Origin of the sequence: Nitratidesulfovibrio vulgaris str. Hildenborough (assembly GCF_000195755.1) — a bacterium.
Taxonomy (GTDB): Bacteria; Desulfobacterota; Desulfovibrionia; order Desulfovibrionales; family Desulfovibrionaceae; genus Nitratidesulfovibrio; species Nitratidesulfovibrio vulgaris.
This window is the reverse complement of sequence record NC_002937.3, coordinates 2,227,744-2,252,213: the sequence shown is the minus strand read 5'-3', so window position 1 is coordinate 2,252,213 and position 24,470 is coordinate 2,227,744. Positions and strand designations below refer to the sequence as shown.

The 24,470-nt window shown below is 62.6% G+C and carries 20 protein-coding genes and 4 tRNA genes; 13 read left to right on the top strand and 11 right to left on the bottom strand.

Translation table 11 applies throughout. The features are described 5' to 3' along the window. Window positions 1–1,017: a hypothetical protein gene (locus DVU_RS10175; RefSeq protein WP_010939429.1), complete on the top strand. Its 1,017-nt coding sequence runs from the start codon at window positions 1–3 to the stop codon at window positions 1,015–1,017. A 9-nt stretch (window positions 1,018–1,026) separates the two neighbouring features. Beyond that, complete coding sequence (locus DVU_RS10170) at window positions 1,027–1,386, top strand: XkdW family protein (RefSeq protein ID WP_010939428.1); 360 nt, start codon at window positions 1,027–1,029, stop codon at window positions 1,384–1,386. A gap of 93 nt (window positions 1,387–1,479) precedes the next feature. Here the strand turns inward: DVU_RS10170 and DVU_RS10165 are convergent. The 4 genes from DVU_RS10165 to DVU_RS10150 form a co-directional block, all read right to left on the bottom strand. Then, a tRNA-Gly gene (locus DVU_RS10165) sits at window positions 1,480–1,554 on the bottom strand. Window positions 1,555–1,586: 32 nt separating this feature from the next. Then, window positions 1,587–1,661 (bottom strand) — tRNA-Gly (locus DVU_RS10160). Between the two features lie 7 nt (window positions 1,662–1,668). After that, window positions 1,669–1,743, bottom strand: a tRNA-Cys gene (locus tag DVU_RS10155). A gap of 11 nt (window positions 1,744–1,754) precedes the next feature. Beyond that, window positions 1,755–1,829, bottom strand: a tRNA-Gly gene (locus DVU_RS10150). Between the two features lie 745 nt (window positions 1,830–2,574). Here DVU_RS10150 and dksA point away from each other — a divergent pair. Then, a complete protein-coding gene (gene dksA, locus DVU_RS10145) occupies window positions 2,575–2,937 on the top strand; it encodes an RNA polymerase-binding protein DksA (protein ID WP_010939427.1) in 363 nt (120 codons plus the stop codon). Between the two features lie 19 nt (window positions 2,938–2,956). Beyond that, window positions 2,957–4,696, top strand: coding sequence for an NFACT RNA binding domain-containing protein (locus DVU_RS10140; protein ID WP_010939426.1), 1,740 nt, complete (start codon window positions 2,957–2,959; stop codon window positions 4,694–4,696). A gap of 114 nt (window positions 4,697–4,810) precedes the next feature. On the opposite strand, the gene DVU_RS10135 is transcribed toward DVU_RS10140, so the two are convergent. After that, a complete protein-coding gene (locus DVU_RS10135) occupies window positions 4,811–6,205 on the bottom strand; it encodes a hemolysin family protein (RefSeq protein WP_010939425.1) in 1,395 nt (464 codons plus the stop codon). Between the two features lie 474 nt (window positions 6,206–6,679). Here DVU_RS10135 and DVU_RS10130 point away from each other — a divergent pair, with 474 nt between their 5' ends. Both DVU_RS10130 and DVU_RS10125 read left to right on the top strand, forming a co-directional pair. Beyond that, window positions 6,680–8,188, top strand: a complete 1,509-nt coding sequence (locus DVU_RS10130; protein WP_010939424.1) for an L-serine ammonia-lyase — start codon at window positions 6,680–6,682, stop codon at window positions 8,186–8,188. 360 nt (window positions 8,189–8,548) lie between these two features. Further along, entirely contained in the window at window positions 8,549–9,199 is a 651-nt protein-coding gene (locus tag DVU_RS10125) for a chloramphenicol acetyltransferase (RefSeq protein WP_010939422.1), read from the top strand. Window positions 9,200–9,523: 324 nt separating this feature from the next. Here DVU_RS10125 and gap read toward each other — a convergent pair whose 3' ends face one another. The 3 genes from gap to surE all read right to left on the bottom strand — a co-directional run bounded on the left by gap (window position 9,524) and on the right by surE (window position 12,673). Continuing rightward, on the bottom strand, window positions 9,524–10,525 hold the full coding sequence (gene gap / locus DVU_RS10120) for a type I glyceraldehyde-3-phosphate dehydrogenase (protein WP_010939421.1): 1,002 nt from the start codon (window positions 10,523–10,525) through the stop codon (window positions 9,524–9,526). A 23-nt stretch (window positions 10,526–10,548) separates the two neighbouring features. After that, complete coding sequence (gene fba / locus DVU_RS10115; protein WP_010939420.1) at window positions 10,549–11,472, bottom strand: class II fructose-1,6-bisphosphate aldolase; 924 nt, start codon at window positions 11,470–11,472, stop codon at window positions 10,549–10,551. A 448-nt stretch (window positions 11,473–11,920) separates the two neighbouring features. Continuing rightward, the gene (surE, locus tag DVU_RS10110) at window positions 11,921–12,673 is read right to left on the bottom strand and encodes a 5'/3'-nucleotidase SurE (RefSeq protein ID WP_010939419.1); all 753 of its coding nucleotides are present in this window, start codon (window positions 12,671–12,673) and stop codon (window positions 11,921–11,923) included. 137 nt (window positions 12,674–12,810) lie between these two features. On the opposite strand from surE, the gene DVU_RS10105 reads away from it, so the two are divergent. The 5 genes from DVU_RS10105 to sucD all read left to right on the top strand — a co-directional run bounded on the left by DVU_RS10105 (window position 12,811) and on the right by sucD (window position 18,843). Next, window positions 12,811–13,848 (top strand): 3'-5' exoribonuclease YhaM family protein, encoded by a 1,038-nt coding sequence (locus DVU_RS10105; protein WP_010939418.1) that lies wholly within the window; start codon window positions 12,811–12,813, stop codon window positions 13,846–13,848. Continuing rightward, window positions 13,824–14,498 carry a dTMP kinase gene (gene tmk / locus DVU_RS10100; protein ID WP_010939417.1) on the top strand — a complete coding sequence of 225 codons (675 nt, stop codon included), beginning with the start codon at window positions 13,824–13,826 and terminating at the stop codon, window positions 14,496–14,498. The genes DVU_RS10105 and tmk overlap by 25 nt, the downstream gene beginning before the upstream one ends. 153 nt (window positions 14,499–14,651) lie before the next feature. Then, entirely contained in the window at window positions 14,652–15,971 is a 1,320-nt protein-coding gene (locus DVU_RS10095; RefSeq protein WP_010939416.1) for a histone deacetylase family protein, read from the top strand. 52 nt (window positions 15,972–16,023) lie between these two features. Next, on the top strand, window positions 16,024–16,677 hold the full coding sequence (locus DVU_RS10090; RefSeq protein ID WP_010939415.1) for a lactate utilization protein: 654 nt from the start codon (window positions 16,024–16,026) through the stop codon (window positions 16,675–16,677). Between the two features lie 90 nt (window positions 16,678–16,767). Further along, window positions 16,768–18,843, top strand: coding sequence for a succinate--CoA ligase subunit alpha (gene sucD / locus DVU_RS10085; protein ID WP_014524466.1), 2,076 nt, complete (start codon window positions 16,768–16,770; stop codon window positions 18,841–18,843). A 220-nt stretch (window positions 18,844–19,063) separates the two neighbouring features. Here the strand turns inward: sucD and DVU_RS10080 are convergent, their stop codons facing one another. Next, the gene (locus DVU_RS10080; protein ID WP_014524465.1) at window positions 19,064–20,185 is read right to left on the bottom strand and encodes an FxsA family protein; all 1,122 of its coding nucleotides are present in this window, start codon (window positions 20,183–20,185) and stop codon (window positions 19,064–19,066) included. A gap of 137 nt (window positions 20,186–20,322) precedes the next feature. After that, on the bottom strand, window positions 20,323–20,874 hold the full coding sequence (locus DVU_RS10075; protein WP_010939412.1) for a FlxA-like family protein: 552 nt from the start codon (window positions 20,872–20,874) through the stop codon (window positions 20,323–20,325). A 719-nt stretch (window positions 20,875–21,593) separates the two neighbouring features. On the opposite strand from DVU_RS10075, the gene DVU_RS10070 reads away from it, so the two are divergent. Together DVU_RS10070 and DVU_RS10065 are read left to right on the top strand one after the other, a co-directional pair. Beyond that, the gene (locus DVU_RS10070) at window positions 21,594–23,333 is read left to right on the top strand and encodes a YeiH family protein (RefSeq protein ID WP_010939410.1); all 1,740 of its coding nucleotides are present in this window, start codon (window positions 21,594–21,596) and stop codon (window positions 23,331–23,333) included. Between the two features lie 54 nt (window positions 23,334–23,387). Further along, window positions 23,388–23,645 carry a hypothetical protein gene (locus DVU_RS10065; RefSeq protein ID WP_010939409.1) on the top strand — a complete coding sequence of 86 codons (258 nt, stop codon included), beginning with the start codon at window positions 23,388–23,390 and terminating at the stop codon, window positions 23,643–23,645. 266 nt (window positions 23,646–23,911) lie between these two features. Here the strand turns inward: DVU_RS10065 and DVU_RS10060 are convergent, their stop codons facing one another. Then, complete coding sequence (locus DVU_RS10060) at window positions 23,912–24,385, bottom strand: nucleoside 2-deoxyribosyltransferase (protein ID WP_014524464.1); 474 nt, start codon at window positions 24,383–24,385, stop codon at window positions 23,912–23,914. Between the last annotated feature and the right edge of the window lie 85 nt (window positions 24,386–24,470).

The window sequence follows — 24,470 nt, the reverse complement described above, 5'->3', positions numbered from 1 at the left end:
ATGGCTGTGTTCCCACAGGCATCGGTATTGTTCAACGTGGACCCGAACTGGACGGCGGCACAGGCGCGTGTCGAGTTCGAACGCTGGCTGGCGTCCACGCTGCAACTCCCCGGTGCTGCCGAGGCCGAGGCGCTCACCATCGCCACCGGGCAGATAACGCCCACACGGGCGGCGGTCATCGTCGACACCGAAGGCGGTACGTCCGCCGACGACCTTACCACCATCGCCACGACCAACATGCACGCCGGGGCGGTGCTCATGCTGTGCGCCGCCAACAGCGGGCGCACCGTGACGGTGAAGCACGGCACGGGGGCGGGTGGCATCGCCCTGCTGGGCGGTGTGGATTGCGCCCTGTCGACGACGCACTGGCTCATGCTGCGCCGTGTGGGTGATGCGTGGGCAGAGATGCCGCCCCTGCGGGCGGCGCAGGCGCAACAGGCGGCTACGGCTGCGGCATGCACCGGCAACGCTGTCACGGCCACGCTGGCGGCTGCCGCGTCTGACATGGCTGCGGGGCATGTATTGGCGGGGAAGAAGACTGCGGAGGCGGTGCGTGGTGCGATAGGGGCACTATCGCCCGAAGTCGGTAAGTACAACAATTACAGGATAACGACCGCCGCCGGACAAGCTCTGGCAAACGGGGTGTTGTCGAACATCCTCACCACGGGGCCGAATAGCGGTAATCTCAATGTGACTCCTGATAGCGGCGACCTCGGGTGGACTATTCAAGAAAGCGGAACGTACCGTTTTGATTTGCAACTTCCATTGATGGAGAGCGGCACGCTACAAGGATTCGCGTCCATATTTCTGAAAAGAAACAGGGCGGGCTCGGTAACCAATGTGGACAATCTTCTTGTCGGACTGCCCACTAACGAAGCCGTGTGGCTGTACCCGTATATGCACTCGGTATGCGAATGCCAAGCAGGTGACATCATGTATTTTACCGTACAGGCGAATGGCACGACAGCGGGTATCCACGCATCGAGTGGTTGGGCCACCATAACCCGCATACGCTAGGGAGGTATTATGCAGAACGAACGCATATATGAAGCGCTTCGGCTGATGTTCCCACAAGCCGACCCGCTCATAGCGTGGAGACTGGAGCAGGGTCCACACACCGGGGGACAGATCGCCATCACCCAGTGGAACCTCCCAGACCCGCAGCCGACGCAAGCAGAGCTTGATTCTGCGTATGCGCAGCTTGCAAAGATAGATCGCCAAGCCCAAATCCAGCGCGAACTCGACGCCATAGACCTGCAATCAGTGCGCCCCGTGCGCGCCAAGCTCGCAGGTACGGCGACGGCAGAGGACGAAGCCAAGATAGCAGCCCTCGAAGCACAGGCCCAGACCCTGCGTACCGAGCTTGCAGACATGCAAAAGGGCTAGGTCATGCGCGCGCGTTTTGGCACTTGGTTAGCCAAAGGTTAGCCACGGAAACGAAAAAGAGGCTTACGATTGCTCGTAAGCCTCTTGATTTCTTGGAGCGGGAAACGGGATTTGAACCCGCGACCTTCAGCTTGGGAAGCTGACACTCTACCGCTGAGTTATTCCCGCCTGCGGTGTCCCCGAAGGGCTAGGCGTTGCGGTGGAGCGGGAGACGGGATTTGAACCCGCGACTTCAACCTTGGCAAGGTTGCACTCTACCACTGAGTTACTCCCGCACCGATGTGGAGGCGGCGTCCGGATTTGAACCGGAGAATGGAGGTTTTGCAGACCTCTGCCTTACCACTTGGCTACGCCGCCATCGGATTTGCTGGAGCGGGAGACGGGATTTGAACCCGCGACTTCAACCTTGGCAAGGTTGCACTCTACCACTGAGTTACTCCCGCTCAGCGAGGAAAGGCTTCTACGCCAGCAGCCCGGAACTGTCAAGCGACGCGATTCGATAAAATCAATTTTTTCAGAAGTTGCGTGAAAAGTCAGCGGGTTGTGCGTGAATAAAAAGTCGCCGCACGAAGGGCGAAACCGCTGAATACGCTCCCGTATCCACCCTTTGTCACCAAGGTGCGGCAAGAAGGGATAGAACGAAAGGCACAAGGTCGAGTATCCCGTATTCGGGGCGACGGCAAGATGCTTCGAGGAGGGGGATGCGGGCTGGTAGCGTGCGCCCCGGCATGAGATAGCACATGGAACATCCTGATGCGGCGGGCGGGGCGTCGCGTCGCCCTTTTGGGATGCCATTGGCATATCCCGAATCATGTCCTCTCATCATCTCTGGTGCTGGGGGCATGGCAGGCGGGGGCGTAGCAGCCAAGCGACCGGGGCTGGCAGTGCGAGGCGCGCGGAAGGCGGTCAACCTGGAGTGCTGGTGTGCTCCATCATGCACGCATTGCTGCGTGTCTGGTATATACCGCTCTCGGCTGGGGCGGGTGTCGGACATGTGGTGGTGCAGGTGCGGTGGCGTCATGGATCTGTTTGGCTGCGCATTCAATACATATAAGTTCTGTTACGGGCATAATCGGGCCTTTACTAGATGGACATGATGATTTATGCGAGTGTGCTTGATCTCAAAGACGTGTGGGTTGAAAGCCCCATGCGGGATCCTGCCCGTGCCATTTCGCGAGGAGGTCACACATGGAACAGAAGGATATCGAATACTTCCGGCAACTGCTTGCCTCCATGCTGGATGAAGCGCAGCAGAAGGGAGATTCCACGCTCGAAGACCTCACCGATAATAACGAGATCTTCGCCGACCCCGCCGACCGTGCCACTGCCGAGTCGGACAGGGCGTTCACGCTCCGCATCCGCGACCGTGAGCGCAGGCTCATCAAGAAGATCCGTGCAGCTATCCAGCGCATCGACGACGGTTCGTTTGGCGTCTGCGACGAATGCGGTGAGGAGATCGGTGTTCCGCGTCTCAAGGCCCGTCCTGTGACGAAGCTCTGCATCAACTGCAAGAGCAAGCAGGAAGAAGACGAGCACCTGCGGGGCGATTAGCCTCCGTCGGGGAGTCGCCATGGACGCGCATGTCGTCCGCCGCGTGTTCGCGGCACTGACCCCCGTGCTCACGGGGGCGCGGCTGGAGAAGATCCACCATCCCGCCCCCGATCTGTACACCGTCACCTTCTATGCGGCCGGTCATAAGCAACATCTGGTGTTGCGGGCCGGCCGCAAGCTTCCACTCCTCTACCTGTCACCACGCCGTCCTGCGGCACCATCGACTCCCGATGCCGTCACCATGCGGCTGCGTAAGTACCTGTGCGGTAAGCGTGTCGTAGATGTCGTCTGCCACTGGCAAGAGAGACGTCTTGCCATGCGTGTCGCCTCGGCCGACCAGACCTGGTTGGTGATGGACATGCGCGAGGGGGTGTCGCTGGCCTCGGCGTTCGCTCCTGCCCCCGATGACGGGCCATGGCCCGATGCCCTTACGCTCGTTGACGCCTGTTCCGATGATGCCATGCCGCAGACAGAAGGTGCGGTCAGTGAAGCCTGGCGTACCTACCCCATGCTCACGCCTGCCTTGCGCCGGACACTGCTGCATATGGATAGACCGGACGCTGCGGCGCTGCTTGTCGACCTTGAGGCGGGCTGCGGCGACCTTTTCCTGTATGAACGTGGCGATGGCCCGGTGGCCTTGTCGGCGTGGCCGCTGGAACTCGGCGGACTCCCCGTGCAGCCCCCTGCACAGTCCCCTGTCCAGCCCCCTGTACAGCCCCTTGTCCAGCCCGGTGGCATGCCCGTCGTCTCACCTGGCGGGGCGTGGGCGGCAGTGTCCGGGCGGGTCTCGGGCCTCTCTGGCGATGTGCGTGAAGTGGTCTGCGAAGACCCGCTGGACGCGGCATTGCGCTATGGCGAACCCCTCGTCTTCGGTGACCTAGCGGCGACCCGGCACAATGAGGCAGCGAAACCCTTCAAGGGGGAATCGGCCCGACTCGGACGGCTGCTCACCAAACTCGACAGTGAAGAGCACCGTCTGCGTGCCCTGCTTGCGGAACGGGATGATGCCGTGGCGTTGCAGGCGGTGCTGTACCGCTATCCCGCCGAGGTCAGGCTTGATCACGTCATCGTGCCCGAAGGGGAAGGGGAACGGCGCATCTCGCTCGACCCGCGCAAGACCGTGCGTGAGAACATGGCGGACATGTTCCATCGTTCCGACCGTGGCGCACGGGGCTTGTCCATGCTGGAATCACGCAGGGCCAGCGTGCGCGAAGAGCGTATGGCTGCCGAACAGGCGCGCCTCGCCCCGGATGCCCCTGCTGAGGTCGCCGTCGGCAACGTGGGACGCCGTGGGGCACAGGTGCGTGCCCGGACAGGGGGGCTGCCCAAGACGGTGCAGGCCTTCCGCAGCGACGATGGCTTCAGGCTGCTGCGCGGGCGCAGCGCAGAGGGGAACGCCGCGCTGCTGAAACTGTCTTCGCCGCATGACCTGTGGATGCACGCCGAAGACGGCCCCAGCGCGCATCTCGTCATCCGGCGTGACCATGCCGCCCATGACGTGCCGGAACAGACGCTCGTTCAGGCCGGAGTGCTGGTGGGGCTGAAGAGTTGGCAACGCGAGGATGCACAGGCGCGCATCATGTGCGCCTATGTCAAGGACGTGAAACCTGTACGCGGGGCCCCTGCCGGCAAGGTGCGTGTCGAACGCACGCTCACCTCTCTGGTTGTGAAGCTGGATGCCGCACTGGAGGCGCGCCTCGCAGAAGGGGGCATTCCGCCCGGTCATGATGACGAGGCGGCGACTGCCAAGGCGGACTAGACGACTGGTATGGCAGGACTCCTGCCAGTTTTGCCGTAGCCACTTGCGTTGCCGTAGCCGCCAGCATTCCCTTCCTGTTTCGTTGGCGCTGCTTTTGCCACCCGTGCCCGTATCTCATGCGGCGGGATTGCTGCCGCCTTTCGAGGGGGCTGCATCGGTGGCGGACTTCTGCGCTGCGGTATCGGTGCCGGGTGCGTATTCATCCTTCACGGTAGCAGCGGTGCTGAGCAGCACGCGGTCGATGCGTCGTCCGTCCATGTCGACGATTTCGAAATGCAGGGGCCCCAGACGCAACGTGTCGCCGATGGCGGGCAGCTTGCCGAGGTGTTGCAGCAGAAGACCTGCCAGCGTCTCGAAGTCTCCATGCTTTTCGTCGGGCAGGCGCAGACCCGTCACATCGGCCATGTCATCGATGTGCATCATGCCATCCAGCAACCATGAACCATCGGCGCGGCGGACGGCTTCGGGCTCATCGGCCTCGTCGGGGCTCGGGATGTCGCCCACGATGGCTTCGAGCACGTCGTTGAGGGTGACGATGCCCTGCACCTCGCCGTATTCGCCCACTACCATGGCGAAGTGGACATGCGGGGTGGTGCGGAAGGCTTCAAGCAGGTCGAGCGCACGGGCCGTTTCAGGAATGAAGACGGGTTGGCGCATGAAGTTCTTGAGCGTCACGTCGGCCCCTTCCGCGCAGGCGGCGAGGTATTCGCGCGCCTTGATGACCCCGAGGACGTTGTCGAGGTCGCCGTCGCACACCGGAAAGCGCGAGTAGGTCGAGGCGGCAAGACGTTCGATGATGTCCTCTTGCGGCGCTTCGCTGTCGAGCCACGCCACGCGGGTGCGGTGCGTCATGATGGACGTCACGCTACGGTCGCCAAGGCGCATGACGCGTTCGGACATGGTGCGTTCCGCGTCGAGTACCACGCCGGAACGCACACCTTCGGCGAGCATCCCCCGTATATCCTCATCGGTGACGGAAGGCCCGTCCTCGCGGATACGAAGTATGGTGGAGGCCGCACGCGACGAGAGACTGAGCAGCCACACCGCGGGCATGGAAAGCCGCATGAACACCAGCATGACGGGGGCGACGGCGCACGCGAAACGTTCAGGAGAGGCGAAGGCCATCTTCTTGGGCACGAGTTCACCGAAGATGAGCGTCAGGTAGGTGGTGACGATGATGACCACCCCGAAAGCCAGAGATGCCGCGTAGGGGGCCACGGCAGGCATGTCCGCCAGCACGTGGGTCAGGTGCGCCGCCACAGACGCGCCGCCGAAGGCACCTGTGAGAATGCCGATGAGGGTGATACCTATCTGTACCGTGGAGAAGAGGCTGTCGGGCGTTTCAAGAAGCCGCAGGGCCACTGCGGCCCCCCTGTTGCCGCGTGCGGCTTCCGCTTCGAGGCGCGGTTTGCGTGAAGTGACCAGCGACATCTCGGCAAGGGCGAAGAAACCGTTGAGCAGAATGAGCAACAGGATGGCGAAGCCTTCTCCGACGAAGGATGTGGACATGGTGGACGGCGTACCTCGTGCGTGTGTGGTGCGCGGTTACAGGTTGCATAATAGTGTGACAGGTAACATGCCGCACGGTTGACCGTGAAGAGCCTTTCATCATAGTGTCGATACCGCGTTATTTCAACCTGTTGCCATGTGCATTCCGGTGTGCCCGCCTGTGAGGACCATGATGGTCGCGGGCTTATTCCTGCCGGGGGCATGGCGCGGGTGAAGCTGGCGGAGTGCGCGGCATTCGTCGTGCTCATGGTGCCCACGCATATGCGGCATGTCCTGCGTGTGAGCCGTGCCACTCGTGCCCATCGTGTCCGTCGACATCGGTGGTTGTCCGGCAGGCATGCCGAGGCATGGCCCCTTGCCTCCATCGCCAATTGTCGCCATCGCCAACGGCGTTCCTTCCGCGGGGCGCTTCAACCGGAAACCGGGATGGCGTGCCATCATGGGCGCAGCCTTTCCGCCCGTAACGGGAGCACCATGCAGCCTCTCGTCCCATGTTCCGCCATCGCCATATCGCTTTTCGACCTGTTCGAGGCCGGACCCGGCCCCTCCAGTTCACATACCATCGGTCCCATGAAGGCGGGTTACGACTTCGCGCAGCGGTGCGCCACCCTGCCGGACGACATCCTGTGCCGTGCCGCAGGGGTGCGTGTGCGCCTTTTCGGTTCGCTGAGCGCCACGGGCTATGGTCATGGAACCGATATGGCTGTTCTGGCAGGGCTTGCGGGGCAGCTTCCTGCGTCGTGCCCGCCGGAGTACCTTGTGCGGCCCGAAGGCGCGGGAGAGGAACGCCCTGCCACCGACACGACCTTGGCGGATGGTCGCTACGCCAGCCTTCTGGGGTGCGAGGGGGTCGTCCCCGTCCCCGTCGCAGGGCAAGGGCAGGGGCACTCCGCATCCGGTGCCGTGGTGCGGTACATGATGCTTCGTGACGGGCTGCGGTTGCCGCTCACTTCGGCCTGTGTCGTGCACGACGCCGTGCAGCATGAGCATCCGTTCAGCAATACGCTTGTGCTGGAGTTGCTTGGTGATACAGGGGCGTCGCTCTTCTCGTATACCTACTATTCCGTCGGGGGCGGCTTCATCCAGTGGGAGGGCTGGCAGCCCGAAGAACGCGGTGCGCCTGTCCATCCGTACTGCACCATGCGCCAGTTGCGCGAATGCATGGACGACACGGGGCTGGCCCTGCATGAGATCATCCTCGAGAACGAGATGGCGGTGACGGGGGCCTCGCGCGCATCCATCGTGGCGCGGCTGGACACCATCATAGGCCTCATGGAGGCGAGTGTGGAGCGCGGACTGGCGACGACAGGACGCCTGCCGGGTACGCTGGGCGTGTTTCGCAAGGCCAGTACATTGATGGCGCGTGCCGGAAAGCTGCCGCATGCCGTTGATGCCTTCCTGTGCCGACTCAACGCCTATGCCTTCGCCGTGTCGGAGGAGAATGCCTCCGGCGGGGTCATCGTCACCGCGCCTACCTGCGGGGCTGCGGGGGTGATGCCTGCCGTGCTGTACGCCATGCGTAACGATTTCAGCATCGGTGACAGGGCCGTGCGCGAAGGCGTGCTGGCGTCGGCGGCTGTGGGCTTTCTCGCCAAGCAGAATGCGGGCATCGCGGGCGCGGAGGTGGGTTGTCAGGGCGAGGTGGGGGTGGCTTCGGCCATGGCTGCCGCCATGCTGGCACACGCTAGAGGCAACGCCGTGCGCGTGGTGGAGAATGCCGCTGAAATCGCGCTGGAACACCACCTTGGCCTCACCTGCGACCCCGTGGGCGGCTACGTGCAGATACCGTGCATCGAACGCAACGCCGTGGGCGCGGTGAAAGCCTACAACGCCTGCCTTGTGGCTACCTGCGAAGACCCCAAGCACCACCGCGTGACGCTGGATAACGTCATCCGCGCCATGGCCGAGATAGGCCACGACATGAACGCCAAGTTCAAGGAGACCTCAGCGGGTGGACTTGCGGTGAGTGTGGTTGAATGTTGAATGATTACGCATGGTTATTGGTTGTTTTCGATGGTGTGCTAACAAAGGGGCGATGGCTAGTCGCTTTTACGCCAATAGATTTGCCGGATTTGCCACAGTTGAAGGCTCGTGAAGTGAAATAATGCAATGGTACAGAAGGCTTGAGCATAAAACACAAGTTTTTTGATACAAGCAATGGTCATGTCTGTCCAAGAGTTTTGCATATTAATCATTTGAATTCATTGGAAGAAGATGGTGAGATTTTATGACCTCGAGACGGAAAGAGGCAAGGAACAACCCTGTTTGGACTTTATTTCTGATATGACGGACAACTACGTGATTTCGATGTCTGAAAAAGCCATTTCTTTCTGAGGTCTTGTGATGGTACCTTTTGTGGATGTCGATTCATGGAGCAGGCGCGAGCATTTCGCATTCTTTCAAGGCAGAAGAAATCCGTGTCTGTCTGTGACCTCAAGGTTGAATGCCCGTCGTGTCGTCGAATATAGAGCAAACTGCAAGACGAACAGATTGAGTTCTCTCCTCTATAGAGCCGTGATGAAGGCTGTGAATGGCATACCTGAATTCAAAATGCGAATCATCGATCTGCGGCCTGTTGAGTTCGAGTATGTTGATGCTGCGTTCACATATGTTCCAAAGTCCAGTGAGCACAAGCTCCATTCCAACTGTATAGCCGCATGGGATGAAGACGCAAAGCGATTCATGGATAATGTCGAGAATGCGATGCGTCTTTCTGAAGTAAATCCGACGTTGTGTCCTGATGGTGGGGCATCACAGCAACTCGTGTATCTGACAATGCTCAGGGATTTTGATTTTACGTCAATAACCAACCCGTGGGGTGACCCGTGGGTTGATACAGTTCCTCGCATCGCTATGGGCATGATCTCCAAGGACTCACATGAGTTCTCCGTCTCTGTAGAGGCCCTGCATAGCTTCGTAGATGGTCGACATGTAGCTGCTTTTCTACAGGCATTCCAGCATGAGATGGATGACGTCTTGATGTGGGCGGCTTGATGCTGGCTGCCTCTGGACGAGGTCTGCGGGTGTACGGAGTGGCATGCTCCTGACCTGCTGGTGTCCGGCGGTGCGGTCAGATGGTATGCTGTCTTCTGCGCCGTGGGCGGCCTGCGGCAGCCTCCCTCTGAAGATGTGCGAGTGTCGACGACTGTGATGCTCCTGCAGACTTGATGCGCCGCCCGAGGTGGTTGCCGTAGTGTTCTGCATGTGCAGTTTCGCTTGCAGAAAGCCCCCTTCCGTGCGGAAGGGGGCTTTCTGTTTCATATGTCACTGGCGTTCGCCAGCATTCCACGCCGCATCCGCGGCGCGGGACATGTAGGTCTACAGGCTTTTGCCCACCATACGCAGCAGGCGCACCAGCTGGTTGGTGAAGCCCGCTTCGTTGTCGTACCAGATGATGAGCTTGAGCATGGTCTTGTCGATGACGGAGGTGCACTGGGCGTCGACCACGCCGCCGAAGGTGCTGCCCATGAAGTCGATGGAGACCAGCGGTTCTTCACAGAAGCCCATGTTGCCAAGCATCGGCCCGGCAGCGGCGGCCTTGAGTGCGGCGTTGACCTCTTCGACCGTGGTCTCGCGCTCAAGTTCGCAGGTGAGGTCAACCAGCGAGACGTTGGGGGTGGGCACACGCACGGCCATGCCATCGAGTTTGCCCGCCAGCGCGGGGTACACCAGCGCGGTGGCCTTGGCGGCACCGGTGGTGGTGGGAATCATCGACAGGGCGGCGGCGCGTCCACGGCGCAGGTCCTTGTGCGAACCGTCGAGGATGCGCTGGCTCATGGTGTACGAGTGCACCGTGGTCATGATGCCGTGCCTGATGCCGAAGGTCTCGTGAACGACCTTGGCGGCGGGGGCAAGGCAGTTGGTGGTGCAAGAGGCCGCAGAGATGACGTCGTGCTTCGCCGGGTCGTAGTCGCCGTGGTTGACGCCCATGACGATGGTCACGTCGGCATCCTTGCCGGGGGCGCTGATCACGCACTTCTTGGCACCGCGCGCGATGTGCTGCGCCAGCCCTGCGCGGTCTTTCACCGTGCCGGAGGTCTCCACGGCGAGGTCGATGCCCAGTTCGCCCCAGCGCCATTCGTTGATCTTCTCGCGGGTGACCGCGATATGGCGGCCGTTGACGATGAGACCGTCGGCATCATGCCCCACCTCGCCGTTGAAACGGCCGTGGCACGAGTCGTACTTGAAGAGATGGGCGAGCGAAGCGTTATCGGCGCGGGCGTTGATGGCCGCTATCGACAGTTCGTTGTCTTCGGCCAGAAGACGGACAAGGTAGCGACCGATGCGACCGAAGCCGTTGATGCCGAGATTGAGGGACATGCTCTTCGACTCCTGATGTGGCGTTAGATCTTGTTGGAGCAACCCAGCACGTTGCGAATCTTGTGCTGGACCATGTTCTTGACGGCTTCACGAGCGGGCTTGAGATAGGCGCGCGGGTCGAAGTCGCCGGGATTCTCGATGAAGTGCTTGCGGATGGTGGCGGTCATCGCAAGGCGGATGTCGGTGTCGATGTTGATCTTGCACACGCCGAAGGTGGCAGCCTTGCGCAGCAGGTCTTCGGGCACGCCACGCGCACCGCCCACCTTGCCGCCGTAGGCGTTGGCCATCTCGACGAACTCCTGCGGCACGCTGGACGCGCCATGCAGCACCAGCGGGTAGTCGGGCAGCATCTTGGTGATGGTCTCGAGGCGGGCGAAGTCGAGCTTGGCGTCGCCGGTGAACTTGTAGGCGCCGTGGCTGGTGCCGATGGCGATGGCGAGCGAGTCGCACCCGGTGCGCTGCACGAATTCGACGGCCTGGTCGGGGTCGGTGTAGACCGAGTGTTCGGCAGAGACCTCGTCCTCGACGCCCGCCAGCTGGCCCAGTTCGGCCTCGACCCACACGCCCTTGTCGTGGGCGTATTCGACCACGCGGCGGGTGACGGCGATGTTCTCCTCGTAGGACAGGTGCGAACCGTCGATCATGACGGAGGTGAAGCCGCCGTCGATGCACGACTTGCAGATGTCGAAGTCCTGACCGTGGTCGAGGTGCAGCACCACCGGCAGGTCGGTGTCAAGCAGGGCGGCTTCGATGAGCTTGATGATGTAATTCTGGCCCGCATACTTGCGCGCGCCCGCCGATACCTGAAGGATGAGCGGGGCGCGTTCTTCGGCACCCGCCTGCATGATGCCCTGTATGATTTCCATGTTGTTCACGTTGAAGGCGCCAACGGCGTGGCCTTCACGGTAGGCCCGTGCGAACATCTCTCTGGGACCGGTCAGCGGCATATGCTCCTCCTCGGGGTTGGGCGGAGGCAGACGCGGTGCCTCCGTGGGTATGCTACGGCGGCCCGTGGCGCGCCGGAGAGTTCATGTATAGGCCGCGTCATCATCCATCATAGGCGAGGGCGGCGTATAGTACAATCAAGGCGCGGGGAAAATAGCAGAAACCCTCGAAAAAATAAAGGTGCGAAGGGGGCTTCCATCACACGTCCGATGAATGCGCCCCTCCCGTTGCGGGGAGGTTCCCGGCAGCTGCAAGTCGCTGCGGGCCGGGGGCGCAGGCGCATCACGACCGCGGGGGGCACCTCCAAGGCAAAGCACGACAATGCGGGGCACGGCAGGGCAGGTGCGGGGAGATGCCTCGCCGGGGAAGGCGCTGGCGTTGCCCCCATTCCTCCGCGCCGGTGAACGCCCTAAACCTTCCCTATACGTCGTCTAGCGACTTCGCAGAGACCTACTCTTCGAGCGAGGCGAGTCTGGTCAGGGTCTCGCTGTCGGTGAAGTCGAAGCGAAGCGGCGTGACGGTGATGTAGCCTTCGGTAAGCAGCGCCCTGTCGGTGCCGGGTGCCACGGTCTCCGGCGGGATGACGCCGTTCAGCCACCAGTATGAACCGCCGCGGGGGTCTGTCCTGTGCTCGTACCAGTCGTGCCACACGGCGCGGGTCTGCGGGCATACGCGCACGCCCTTGATGCTCTCGACGGGCACGGCGGGGTAGTTGATGTTGACCACGCACCGTTCCGGAAGCCCCGCCCACTCGATGTGCGGCAGCAGTGCGGCAGCATGGCGGGCGTGGGCCGAGATGTCCTCCGGCCTGAACGAGTCGTAGGAGAGGGCCACGGCGCGGTAGCCCATGTGGGCGGCCTCTGTTGCGGCTGAAACCGTCCCGGAGTACAGGATGTCGGGGCCGACGTTGGCCCCGGCGTTGATGCCGCTGACCACGAGTTCAGGCTTGTGTTCCAGCAGCGACGAAAGCCCCAGTTTCATGCAGTCGGTGGGGGTGCCGTACACGCCGTGCCCGCGGAAGCCGTTCTCGTGGAAGACCTTCACGCGCAGGGGCATGGCGATGGTGACGGCGTGGCCCACTGCCGACTGTTCGGTGACGGGTGCCACCACGTCCACGGTGTGCCCGGCCTCGATGAGTGCCTTGTAGATGGCCCGCAGGCCCGGGGCCTGTATGCCGTCGTCGTTGGTGAGTGCTATACGCATACTGAGGAAGGGGATGGCGGCGGGCGGCCTGCATTGACAACAGGGCTGAAAAGCACGAAACCGTAAGAAAAACAGGCCGGTCGAAAACGGCATGGCCGGTCCCCGTTCCGGCTGTCCGTGACTGGTGTAAGATGCACATGGAAAAAAGACAATCCATCAAAGATATAGAAGCCAACGGTGATGTCCGCGGGCTCTTCCTGCTTGGGGCGGCGACGCTCAATCAGGCCCGCAACGGCCCTTTCTGGCGTCTTGAACTGCGCGATGCCACGGGCACCATGGAGGCCAAGATATGGAGCCCGCAGAGTCAGGCCTACCCCGACCTTGCGCCGGGGCAGATTGTCGACCTCGAAGGGCGTTCAGGCACCTACCGCGACAGGGTGGAGGTGACCGTGGAAAGACTGCGTACACTGGGTGAGGCTGAACAGGCCTCGCTGGACATCTCGCAGTTCCTGCCTGCCAGCGAGCGCCCCGCCGCCGAGATGCTCGAAGAGCTTGAAAGGCTGTGCCGCGAAGTGTTCACCCATGCCCCGTGGCGCAAGTTCGTGCTGGGTGTGCTGCGTGACGATGACGTCCGCCCCCGCCTGCTGGTGGCCCCGGCTGCCAAGGCGGTGCACCATGCCTTCGTGGGTGGTCTCGTGGAGCATATCCTCTCCGTCACCCGGCTGTGCCTGCATCTGGCAGAGCACTATCCCGAACTCGACAGGCAGGCGCTTGTGGCGGGTGCCATCTTCCACGACATCGGCAAGGTGTGGGAACTGACCGGTGGCCTCGCCAACGACTACTCCGACGAGGGGCGTCTGCTGGGGCACATCCACATCGGGCTTGAGCGCATCGAACCGCACCTGCGCAAGTCGGGTCTCGAACCCGAACTGGTCATGCATTTCAAGCACCTCATACTCAGCCATCATGGTGAACTGGAGTACGGTTCGCCGAAGCGCCCCAAGACGGCGGAAGCCATGGTGCTGCACTACGCCGACAACATCGATGCCAAGATGGCCCAGATGCGCGGACTCTTCGCCAACATGGGCGAGGGCGAGACGGGCTGGTCGCCGTATCAGAACACGTTGCAGCGTTTTCTCTATCGTCCGGCACGTACGCCGGAACCCGTGGCGACGACCCGTCGCCGCCGGGGCACACCCGAGGTGGAACAGTGTTCATTACTTTCGAAGGCATAGAGGGCAGCGGCAAGAGTACGGCCCTGCAGGGGCTGGCGGCATGGTTGCAGCAGCGCGGGCATGGCGTGGCCGTGACGCGTGAACCCGGCGGCAGCCGCCTCGGTCGTACCCTGCGTTCCATATTGCTCGACCTCGGCAATACCGACATCACCCCCGAGGCTGAGCTTTTCCTCTACCTTGCGGACAGGGCGCAGCATGTGGCGCAGGTGGTGCGGCCCGCACTTGATGAGGGTATGGTGGTGCTCAGCGACAGGTATGCCGACTCCACCGTGGTCTATCAGGGCTACGGGCGCGGGCTGGACCCCATGATGCTGCGCCAGTTCAACGACGTGGCCGTGGGCGGGTTGTGGCCCGACCTCACCATCCTTCTCGACCTCGAACCTGAGGCCGGATTGAACCGGGCGCTTGCCCGCAACATCCGTGAGGGGATGCACGCCGCCGAAGGAAGGTTCGAGGCCGAGAGTCTTGCCTTCCATACCCGGGTGCGCGAAGGCTATCTCACATGGGCGGCCCTGCATGGCGGGCGTTACCGTGTGGTCGATGCCACACAGTCGCCCGAAGACGTGGTGCGCGATGTCGTCGGCATCGTGGCGGCGGCGTTGGGCGACGTTTCGTCCGGCGAAGCCGTCTCGGGCCGGACGGGGGCATGACGGCGTAGACCGGGAGGCACGACTGCGGTCATCCGGGGCGACCCGGCTGCATCAGAAAGGCCCATCAGACGACGTATCCCTTCAAGGCCCGTAAGGCGAACCGCCCGTTAAGGCTGGCAAGGCCCGCAAGCGAACAAGGCGACAGGAGAGACCATGCTCGAAGCGAAGAACAGGCTGGGTGTCATCTTCTTTCCGGCGTTCGACTGGGCCATAAGCCCCACGCACCCGGAGAGGGAGGAACGGCTTCTGTACACGCAAGACCAGTTGCGTGAGGAGGGGCTTTTCGACATCGCGGGCATCACCGAACACAAGCCCGATGTGGCCACCCGCGAAGATGTCGAGCGCGTGCACTTCTGCCTGCCCGACGTGTCGAGTGTGTGCACCAAGTCGCATCTTGTCTCCGCCGGGGGGGCCATCAAGGCGGCGCGTCTCGTCATGGAGAAGCGGGCGGACAAGGCCTTCGCCCTCATCCGTCCCCCGGGGCATCATGCCATGCGCGTGGTGCACGGCAACCGCGGCTTCTGCAACATCAACATCGAAGCCGTCATGCTGGAGCATATCCGCGAACAGTACGGCAGGCTTCGTGTCGCCATCGTAGACACCGACTGCCACCACGGCGACGGAACGCAGGACATCTACTGGCACGACCGCGACACGCTGTTCATCTCGCTGCATCAGGACGGGCGCACCCTGTACCCCGGCACGGGCTTCCCGCAGGAACTGGGCGGCCCCAACGCCATGGGGCGCACCATCAACATCCCCTTGCCCCCCGGTACGTCCGACAGGGGGTTCCTGCACGTCATCGAGCATGTGGTGCGGCCTATCCTCGACGATTTCAAGCCCGACCTCATCATCAACTCGGCGGGGCAGGACAACCATTTCAGCGACCCCATCACCAACATGAACTTCACGGCGCGCGGCTACGCCATGCTGAACAGGATGCTCGACCCCGACATCGCCGTGCTGGAGGGGGGCTACGCCATTCAGGGCGCGTTGCCGTATGTGAACCTCGGCATCTGCCTCGCCATGGCGGGACTCGACTTCGACGACGTGCGCGAACCGGGGCTGGACCTCGCCGCCATCGAACAGCCGCGGAACGTGACAGACTACATCGAACGGCTGTGCGACGAACTTCCGCGCCTGTACTTCGAACCCCCGGCGCGCCCCAAGCAGGGCGATGTGGTGGGTGATACCTTTGTCCGCACGCGCGACGTGTACTATGATACCGACGGCATCAGCGAGAGTCAGGTCGAGACGGTGACGCTGTGCGAGCATTGTTCCGGCGCGATGAAGGTCGAGACGTGGTCGACCGTAAACCCGCTGAGCGTTGGCATCCACATCCCGCAGGACGCCTGTGACGCCTGCCATGCCGCAGGGTTGCGGATGGAGGACGAGGCGAAGACGCGCGGCAACTACCGTTACATCCAGTGCATCGACAGGCGCGGCAAACGCTACACGCAGCACGGCTTCTGATGCCGTGCCGCACAAGGTCGATGCGTCACCCGAAGACCCCGGAGAGCAAGCCATGAGCACACCCATCGATACCTACTGGCGTTTGCGCCTCACCGAAGTGGCCGAATCGCTTCGCGCCAACAATTTCGCCGTCTCCCTCGTCGACAGTTGCGAAGAGGCGGGGCGCGTGTTCCTTGACGACCTGCTGCCAGCCTCCGGTGCGTCGTCCGTCTCGTTCGGTGGTTCCATGACGCTGGTGAAGTGCGGGGTGCCCGAAGCCCTGCGCCAGCGTGCCGACCTGCAACTGCTCGACACCTTCGACAAGAACCTTTCCGCTGCCGAGATGTACGAACGCAGACGGCAGTCGCTGCTGGTCGACATGTTCCTCACCGGCACCAATGCCGTGACCATGGACGGAAAGCTCATCAATCTCGACATGATCGGCAACCGCGTGGGTGCCATCAACTTCGGGCCGCGCAACGTGGTGCTCTTCGTGGGGCGCAACAAGGTGGTGGATACGGTCGAGGACGGCATGCGCCGCATCAAGGAGTATGCCTCGCCCGTCAACGCCATCCGTCTCGACAAGAAGACGCCGTGCAAGAAGACGGCCCAGTGTATGGACTGCAAGAGCCCCGACCGTATCTGCAACGTGTGGACGATCACCGAGAAATGCTTCCCGTCGGGGAGGGTGCACGTCATCCTCATCAACGAGGACGCCGGCTACTGATGCCACTGCGCCGCTCCGGAAACGGGGCGGCGCTTCTTGTTTGTGCGCTCCGTCATCGCCTTCGCCACCCCCAATCCAACAGGACTCACCATGTTTCTGAACGAGCACCAGAGCAAGCGACTGTTCGAGGAAGCCGGGATAGAGACGCCGCAGGGCATCATGACCGACAGTGCCGGGATTGAAGGATGTCTGCCGCCATTCGACGCACCGTGGTTCGTCAAGGCGCAGGTGCTGGCGGGGGGCAGAGGCAAGGCGGGGGGCGTCCGGCGCGCCGATGACCTCGCAGGCTTGCGTGACGTGGCGAAAGACATCCTCGGTATGCGTATCGGCGGTCATGCCGTGCCGTTCGTGCGCATCGAGCCCGCCACCGCCATCGCCCGCGAATGCTATGTCTCGTTCATGGTCTCCCGGAAACGGCGTGAACTGCTGTTCACTGCCAGCGGTAGCGGCGGGGTGGAGGTCGAGTCGGGGCAGGGTGCCCTTGTGTGCGCCGTGCCCCTGACCGGAGAGATGCCGGAACACGTGATACGGTCGGCCTTCTTCTGCATCGGCGTCGGGCGTGAACACTGGGCGGGGTTTCGCGAGTTCGTCCTCCGACTGCATGGGGCGGTACGGGACTACGGGCTGCTTCTGGCGGAGGTCAATCCGCTTGTCCTGACTGGTGACGGGCGCTGGCTGGCACTGGATGGCAAGGTGGAGGTCGATGACAACGTGGTGGATATACGCCCCGACCTCTTGCGCTTCCACACCCCGGAACATCTCGCCCCGGAAGAGAACGCGGCGCGTGAGGCGGGTCTCAGCTATGTGGAACTGAAGGGCTGGGTGGGGCTGCTGGTCAATGGTGCCGGGCTTGCCATGGCGACCATGGATCTTCTGAATTTCTCGGGTCTTGCAGCTGCCAACTTCATGGACCTTGGCGGTGCCGCCGACGTGCCGCGTATGCGGCGGGCCCTTGAACTGCTGTTCGGCAACCCGCAGGTGCGCGTGGTGTGCGTGAACCTCTTCGGCGGCATCGTCTCGTGCGCTGCCGTGGCTGGTGCCCTTGTCGAGGCCCTTGGCGACGGGCGCGCCGCCAAGCCCGTGGTCGTCCGCATGGATGGGTTCGAGGCGGCGGAGGGGCGACAACTGCTTGAACGGCGGGCGCACCCCGATGTGCATGTGGCCCGTGACATCGACCACGCCCTCGACCTGCTGCGCCACCTGCGTCCCGCCGATGCCCCCGACATCGTGTTCACGCCCGGTACCGAAAAGCCCGTCCCCCGGATTCACGGCGGGGCAGCGGGCACCCGGCGCGGCACGCCGCATCTCGGCAAGGGGGCGCGGGTGCTGGTGCAGGGCATCACGGGGCGGTCGGCGCAGTTGCATACGCGACTCATGCTCGACTACGGCACGAACATCGTGGCGGGCGTGACGCCCTTCAAAGGCGGGCAGGTGACGCAGGGCGTGCCGGTGTACGACTCCGTCCACGAGGCGTGCCGTCAGCACGACATCGATGCCACCATCCTGTTCGTACCCGCCGCGTTCGCCGCCGATTCGCTGCTGGAGGCGGTGGCAGAGGGAATACCGTGGGCGGTGTGCATCACCGAGGGCATTCCCCAGAAGGACATGCTGCGCGCCTTGCGCGTGGCACGTGGCGCACGCACCCGCATCATCGGGCCGAACACGCCGGGCATCATCGTTCCCGGTGCGTGCAAGGTGGGCATCATGCCCGGCAATGTCTTCTCTCCCGGGCCACTGGCCGTATTCTCCCGTTCGGGCACGCTGACGTATGAGGCGGCGGCGCGACTCTCTGCGGCGGGTATCGGTCAGTCCCTGTGCGCCGGGGTGGGGGGCGACCCGTACATCGGTTCCGATTTCGTCAGCCTGTGTGAACTGGTGCGCGATGACGAGGCGACGCAAGGGGTGCTTGTTCTCGGTGAAGTCGGCGGAACGGCAGAAGAGGAACTGGCTGCGTGGGTGCGCGAAACCGCTTTTCCCAAACCCGTGGTCAGCTTCGTGGCGGGGCGCACCGCGCCCCCCGGGCGCAGGCTTGGGCATGCCGGGGCTATCCTCGACGAGGCGGACGGGGGCATTGCCGGCAAGGTGCGCGCCCTTTGCGATGCGGGCATCGCTGTCTGCCCCGACCTTGGTTCGCTTCCTGCGGCGGTGCGGCAGGCCTTGGGTTAGGTCGGACACGTCGGAAAAGGGTTGCGAGGTGTTCCGCCCCAAGCTGCCTTTCATACAGTCCATCGAGGTTGTCATGGGAACCCCGGAGTGGTGTCACGAGACGTCCGCCGGGGTTTTCCCGTCGCGGGAGGCGGGGCAGACGTGGAGGGAGACCGGGGTGCCCGGTGTGACTGGCGTGTCTGCGTGCCAGCGTGACTGGCGTGGGCAGCAGGTGGTGCGCCTATGGAACGGGGACGGACGCCTTGTCAGAAGCTTCGGGGTGTGGTGGGGGCGAGGCACCTTCCGTCCGGTCATGCTGGCTACGGTCACGCTGGCTACGGTCACGCTGACCGAGCGTACCCTGACCGTGGCCTCCGGCCTCTTCATCAGGGGCGGACATGGAACCTTCGATAGGTTCATCTTCGCCTGTCGCTGGGCCATCGTTTTGGGCTTCGCCTTCGGCTTCCCCATCTCCAAGGTCGGCCTCTCGCACCCGGTTCAACAGGGTGATGGCAAGGCTTCGCGACACGGGTGGCAGCAGCAGGACGCAGCCGAAGAGGGTCAGCGCCGGACTCGGCATGGCGATGGCGCAGGCAGCCACGGCATGGACGCAGCCACGAAGGGTGTCGAAGGACGGAACCCGGTGGGCGTGGATGTCACGGGCCAGGCGCTTGACGCACTCGCCGTTTCCTTTGTGCAGCAGCCACGCGCTTGCGAAGATGCCCGTGAGCCACAGCAGCACATTGAACCACAGCGGAAAGGTCGCCCGCTGCATCTGGTTGCCCAGTACGGGGAGAATGCCAAGGCTGAAGGCGAGCAGCATATACCCGCGCAACGAAGACGGAATGGCGTTGCGCAGCAGACCATGCAGGCGCAGCAGAAAGTCGCGATATTCCGGCGAGCGTTGCGTTGCCGCTTCAGTGCCGCCAAACAGGAAGGCGACCTCTTCCGGGGACAGCAACACGGGACAGAGGGCAGAGGTGTCTGCCGAGGCTGGCTCACACGCGGTTTTCGTTCTTGCGTCGGCACTGTCAGTGGGGTCACTGTCAGGTGTGCCATCGTCGGGGGGGCTATTGTCGACGGCCATGGCGTTCAGGTTGGCAGCATCCCGCATCGACCCGCCATTGCCGTCTTCGTGGGGCTGATGGGGCGCGCGAGCGTCGTGCGTCTTCAGACTCGCCGTAATGTTATTGCTGCGGGTTTTGGCAGATTGATGCACCGCACCGGCTTCACGCACGTCGGCATCGCCTGCCGGAGACGTCGTGCCATCGCCTTGGATGCCCAATTCAGCCGTCTCGCCATGCGTCATGGCGTCGGCTGGTGTGGGCTGTGTCCTGCGGCGGAATCTTCTGAACAGAAACATGGTCGACCTGCCATCCTGTTGCGCCAGACATAAGGGACTGACGCTGCCGGAGAATGGCATGGAGCGCCCTGCCGCGCAACGCTTTTTCGTGGAGTCGGTGCGAGGGTGGCCTCAATCCGCCGTGCGTGTGTCCCTTGTCAGGCGTCGCCACTGCCCTGTTTTGCCGCGTCGGCCTCCAGTTGCTGCAACTGTTGTTCAAGCTCCTGTATCTGTTGCAGGTAAGGAGCCGCCACAGTCTGCTTCTGCTCGGCGGGCAACGGGCTGTCCATGATCTGCTTCACCCTGTTCTGGAGTTCCTTGATCTGTTTCTTGATGTTCTCGATCTGCTTGGCAAGCCCCTCACCCGAGCCCGTGCCACCTGTATTGCCTGCGGCTTCCGCATTCCCGGACGCGCCGGATGAACCCGACGGACCGGATGCGACGGTGTCGGTCTTGCCGTCACCTGCCGTCTGACCGTTCGCCGTGTTCGATGCCGAGTCCGATGACGCGCTTCCCTGCGAGTTCGTTCCCGCACTTTCGGTTTGCAGGTCGCGGAAACGCTCGTACAGGCGTTTCGCTTCGGAGGAGATGCTCACGGTGTCACCCTGTGTGCCGCGTGATGCCACCTGTTGCGACTCTTGTTCCTGCCGTGCGAATGACGCTGCGACCGAACGGGTCGCCATGATGGATTCCAGACCGGAGATTTCCATGCCGCCTCCTTGGAATACGGCAATGATTGCCGCGTTGAGGGTCTGGCAGAGTGAAAGCAAGAATCGTACGCATCCGCTATATCCGGCAGGTTGTTCCCGACGCTACATCCCGTATGTGTGGTCGCTGACCGCCCATACGTCCAGAGGACAGGGCGTTCATTGCGCGAGGTCGAGGAGACGCGCTTCTCCGTGGCATGTGCGGGGGCGGCAAAGGGCAGGAGGAGTCAGGGACGCTTCCCCATGTTTTTTGGGGATGCGTGTTCACCGGGGCAAGAGCGTCGTTCTCATCCCGTGGTAAAGCTTTGTCGTGTGTGGGAGGCGTCGATATGGGGGTGTGGCATGGGCGTTCAGGCGTACAGAGAAGGGGGGGTGAGATGTGGTGATGACCTATACATGAGTGTCGGTCATTCTGGCTCGATTGTGATGAGAGGAACAAGGGTGGATGTCGGGCGGTTTCTAGCACCCGCAAGTGGGTTCTGTGCGGCAATGTGAACCATAATCGTCTGATATTTTATGATTTTTGGTGCAAATAAAAGTTTGCAATCCATGCAATGTCAGGTTTGCACTGCAAATTGAAGTTTGCACGTCTCTCCCCTGTGTGCATGCTTAACATGCTATAATGAAAAGCATATCATGAATGGTGTGCCATTGCACGCTTCTTGCTCGTGAAAAAGAAAACGTGACGCGTTGTTGCGCCACATTCACGCAAGGAGGGAGCAATGGCTGAGAATGAAAGCAATGTCGTTGTCGACCAGGGGCAGACGAAGCTGTCCGACCTGTGGACCAAGGAGGATTACTGGGCCATCTGGCTCGGATTCGTCATCCTTATTGCGGGGATGTGGCTGTTTCTCGCCAACCCGTCCCCCGAATTCGCCCAGAAGGTGGATAAGGCCAACGGTGTGATGGCTGCAGAGGCTGCGCGTGCCCCCTTCAAGACCCTAGCCTACTACAAGGCGCAGGACGACAAGGGGAAGCTCCAGGGGATGGATACTCCATCGGGTAAGGCTATAGGTGCTTTCCTGACGACACCCGGTGCCTGGGCGTCCGACCCTCTCGAAGCCTTCGTGCTTTCCAAGGAGGCTGCCGACGAGCGTAACGCGGCTGCCAAGGCCAAGTTCGAGTCTGCCAAGGTCAAGTCGGATGCCGCACTGGCGGCTGCGCAAGCCGCAGAGGCCGCAGCAGCAGGGGCAGCATTCGCCGATGCCGCGCTCAACACCGAAGCGCAGGCGAAGATTGCCGAATGGCGTGCCGAGCATGCCAAGATGAAGGCTGCTGAGAAGAAGACGAAGACCAAGCCGTTCAACATCGCCACATCACTGCCCATGCTCATGGTCGCCCTCGGGCTGTTCTTCGCCGTGGGCATGAAGTTCATGGGCCATGATGTGCCCAAGTTCCTCGTGGGATTCATCGGTGTGTTCTTCGTGGCGGTGCTGGCACTCATGATGGGGCATCAGAGCACCATGAAGTACTGGGGCATCGGTGCCGAGGCATGGGCCATCATCATCGGGATGCTGGTCGCCAACACCGTGGGAACACCGAGTTTCATCAAGCCCGCCCTTCAGGTCGAATACTACATCAAGACCGGTCTCGTGCTGCTGGGTGCGGAGGTGCTGTTCGACAAGATCATCGCCATCGGCATTCCCGGCATCTTCGTGGCGTGGGTGGTCACCCCCATCGTGCTCATCTGCACCTTCATCTTCGGGCAGAAGATTCTCAAGATGCCTTCCAAGACGCTCAATATCGTCATCTCCTCCGACATGTCGGTGTGCGGCACCTCCGCTGCCATCGCCACGGCGGCCGCCTGCCGTGCCAAGAAGGAGGAACTCACCCTTGCAATCGGTCTGTCGCTGGTGTTCACCGCCATCATGATGATCGCCATGCCCGCCTTCATCAAGGCCGTGGGTATGCCGCAGGTTCTTGGGGGGGCGTGGATGGGCGGAACCATCGACGCCACGGGTGCGGTGGCTGCCGCCGGGGCGTTCCTCGGTGAGAAGGCCCTGTACGTGGCCGCCACCATCAAGATGATCCAGAACGTGCTCATCGGCGTGGTCGCCTTCGGTGTGGCCGTGTACTGGTGCGCCCGTGTGGAATGCAGGGAAGGGCACAGCGTGGGCTGGATCGAAATCTGGCACCGCTTCCCCAAGTTCGTGTTGGGCTTCCTTGCCGCTTCGGTTCTCTTCTCGGTCATATCCGGCAGCCTCGGTTCCGACATGAGCCAGATCATGGTCAACCAGGGTGTTCTGAAGGGCCTGTCGTCGCCGCTGCGCAACTGGTTCTTCTGCCTTGCGTTCACGTCCATCGGTCTGGCCACGAACTTCCGGGAACTTGCGCACTACTTCAAGGGCGGCAAGCCGCTCATCCTGTACGTGGCCGGGCAGAGCTTCAACCTCGTACTGACGCTGGCCATGGCCTACGTCATGTTCTACATCGTGTTCCCCGAGATCACGGCGAAGATATAGTATCAAGGCTGGCGGGGGCCCCGGCCCCCGCCTCATGCTGCAAGGAGATGGGACATGGTTCAGGCGAGTCTACCCGTGAGACTGATGAGGCTAGGGCTTGGGGTGGCTGTGTTGTGGCTGGCGTTCTGGGGCGTGGGGCCTCGTGTCGTCGCCAGTGTCCCGGCCCTGGCCCATTATGGCGCGGTGCAGGATGTCTACGGCATACGTAGCGGGGCGCTGTACTATAACGACGTCGACGCCACACAGGCCGCAGAGAACAATTCGCGTGACAGCTGGCGCTTCACGCCGCAAGGACCAGCCCATGGGGGGTAGCCGTCCGGTGGCTGGTTCCGGCAACCGTTGACTGGTTCCGGCGGTTGCCACGCGCGTCGAGTCCGGAGTTGTCCTCGAGAAAGTCGTTCAGGCGATCCTTGCCGCAAGTGAACATGACAGGCGGGGTGACCTTCGCCCGCACCGCGAGGCGGGGGAAGCCCCGCCTTTTCCCATGCCTTGCGCATGGCGGAGGGGAGCAGGCTGAGAGGCCATCGCAAGAATGCAGCCTCCTTCGACACGGGCAGGTCAGCTTGCGAAAACCGGCTTCAGTCATGCAGCAGGGCAAGCAGGTCGGGCATGGTGTGGCTGGTGGCGGTGATGGTGCTACCCTGAAGGATGTTACCGAGCGAGAGCACCATGTCGCACTCTACGCGGACGGTGTCGGTGGTCAGGGCGTAGACGGGTATTCCCCGTGCCGCCGCATAGCCCATCTCCCACGGGGTGCCGTCGTCGAAGCGGATGCAGTCGAGCAGGACGACCATGACCTCTGCGTCGTCCAGCGCCTTGCGCACTCTGCCGAAGATGAGACCGTGAACACCGTCGATACCGGCGGCATCGAGTTCTCGCGCCGAGCAGAGTTCAGGTGCCCATGCCACGGTGTGCCCGGCAGTGCGCAGCATGGAAAGCAGTTGAAGGTGCGCCGCCCTGTCTCTTTGGGTCGAGAACGTGCCCGACTGATAGACGCGCTTGGGAGTGGCTGCCGGGGGAATGACGTGCGGGGTTGACTGGGGGGTGTGCATGTGCATCCGTTAGGGTCGGTCTGTCAGGTAAATCAGGCATGTCCGGTAGAACTGGTGCAGGCGGGCCTGATGGTGGGTAGGCACC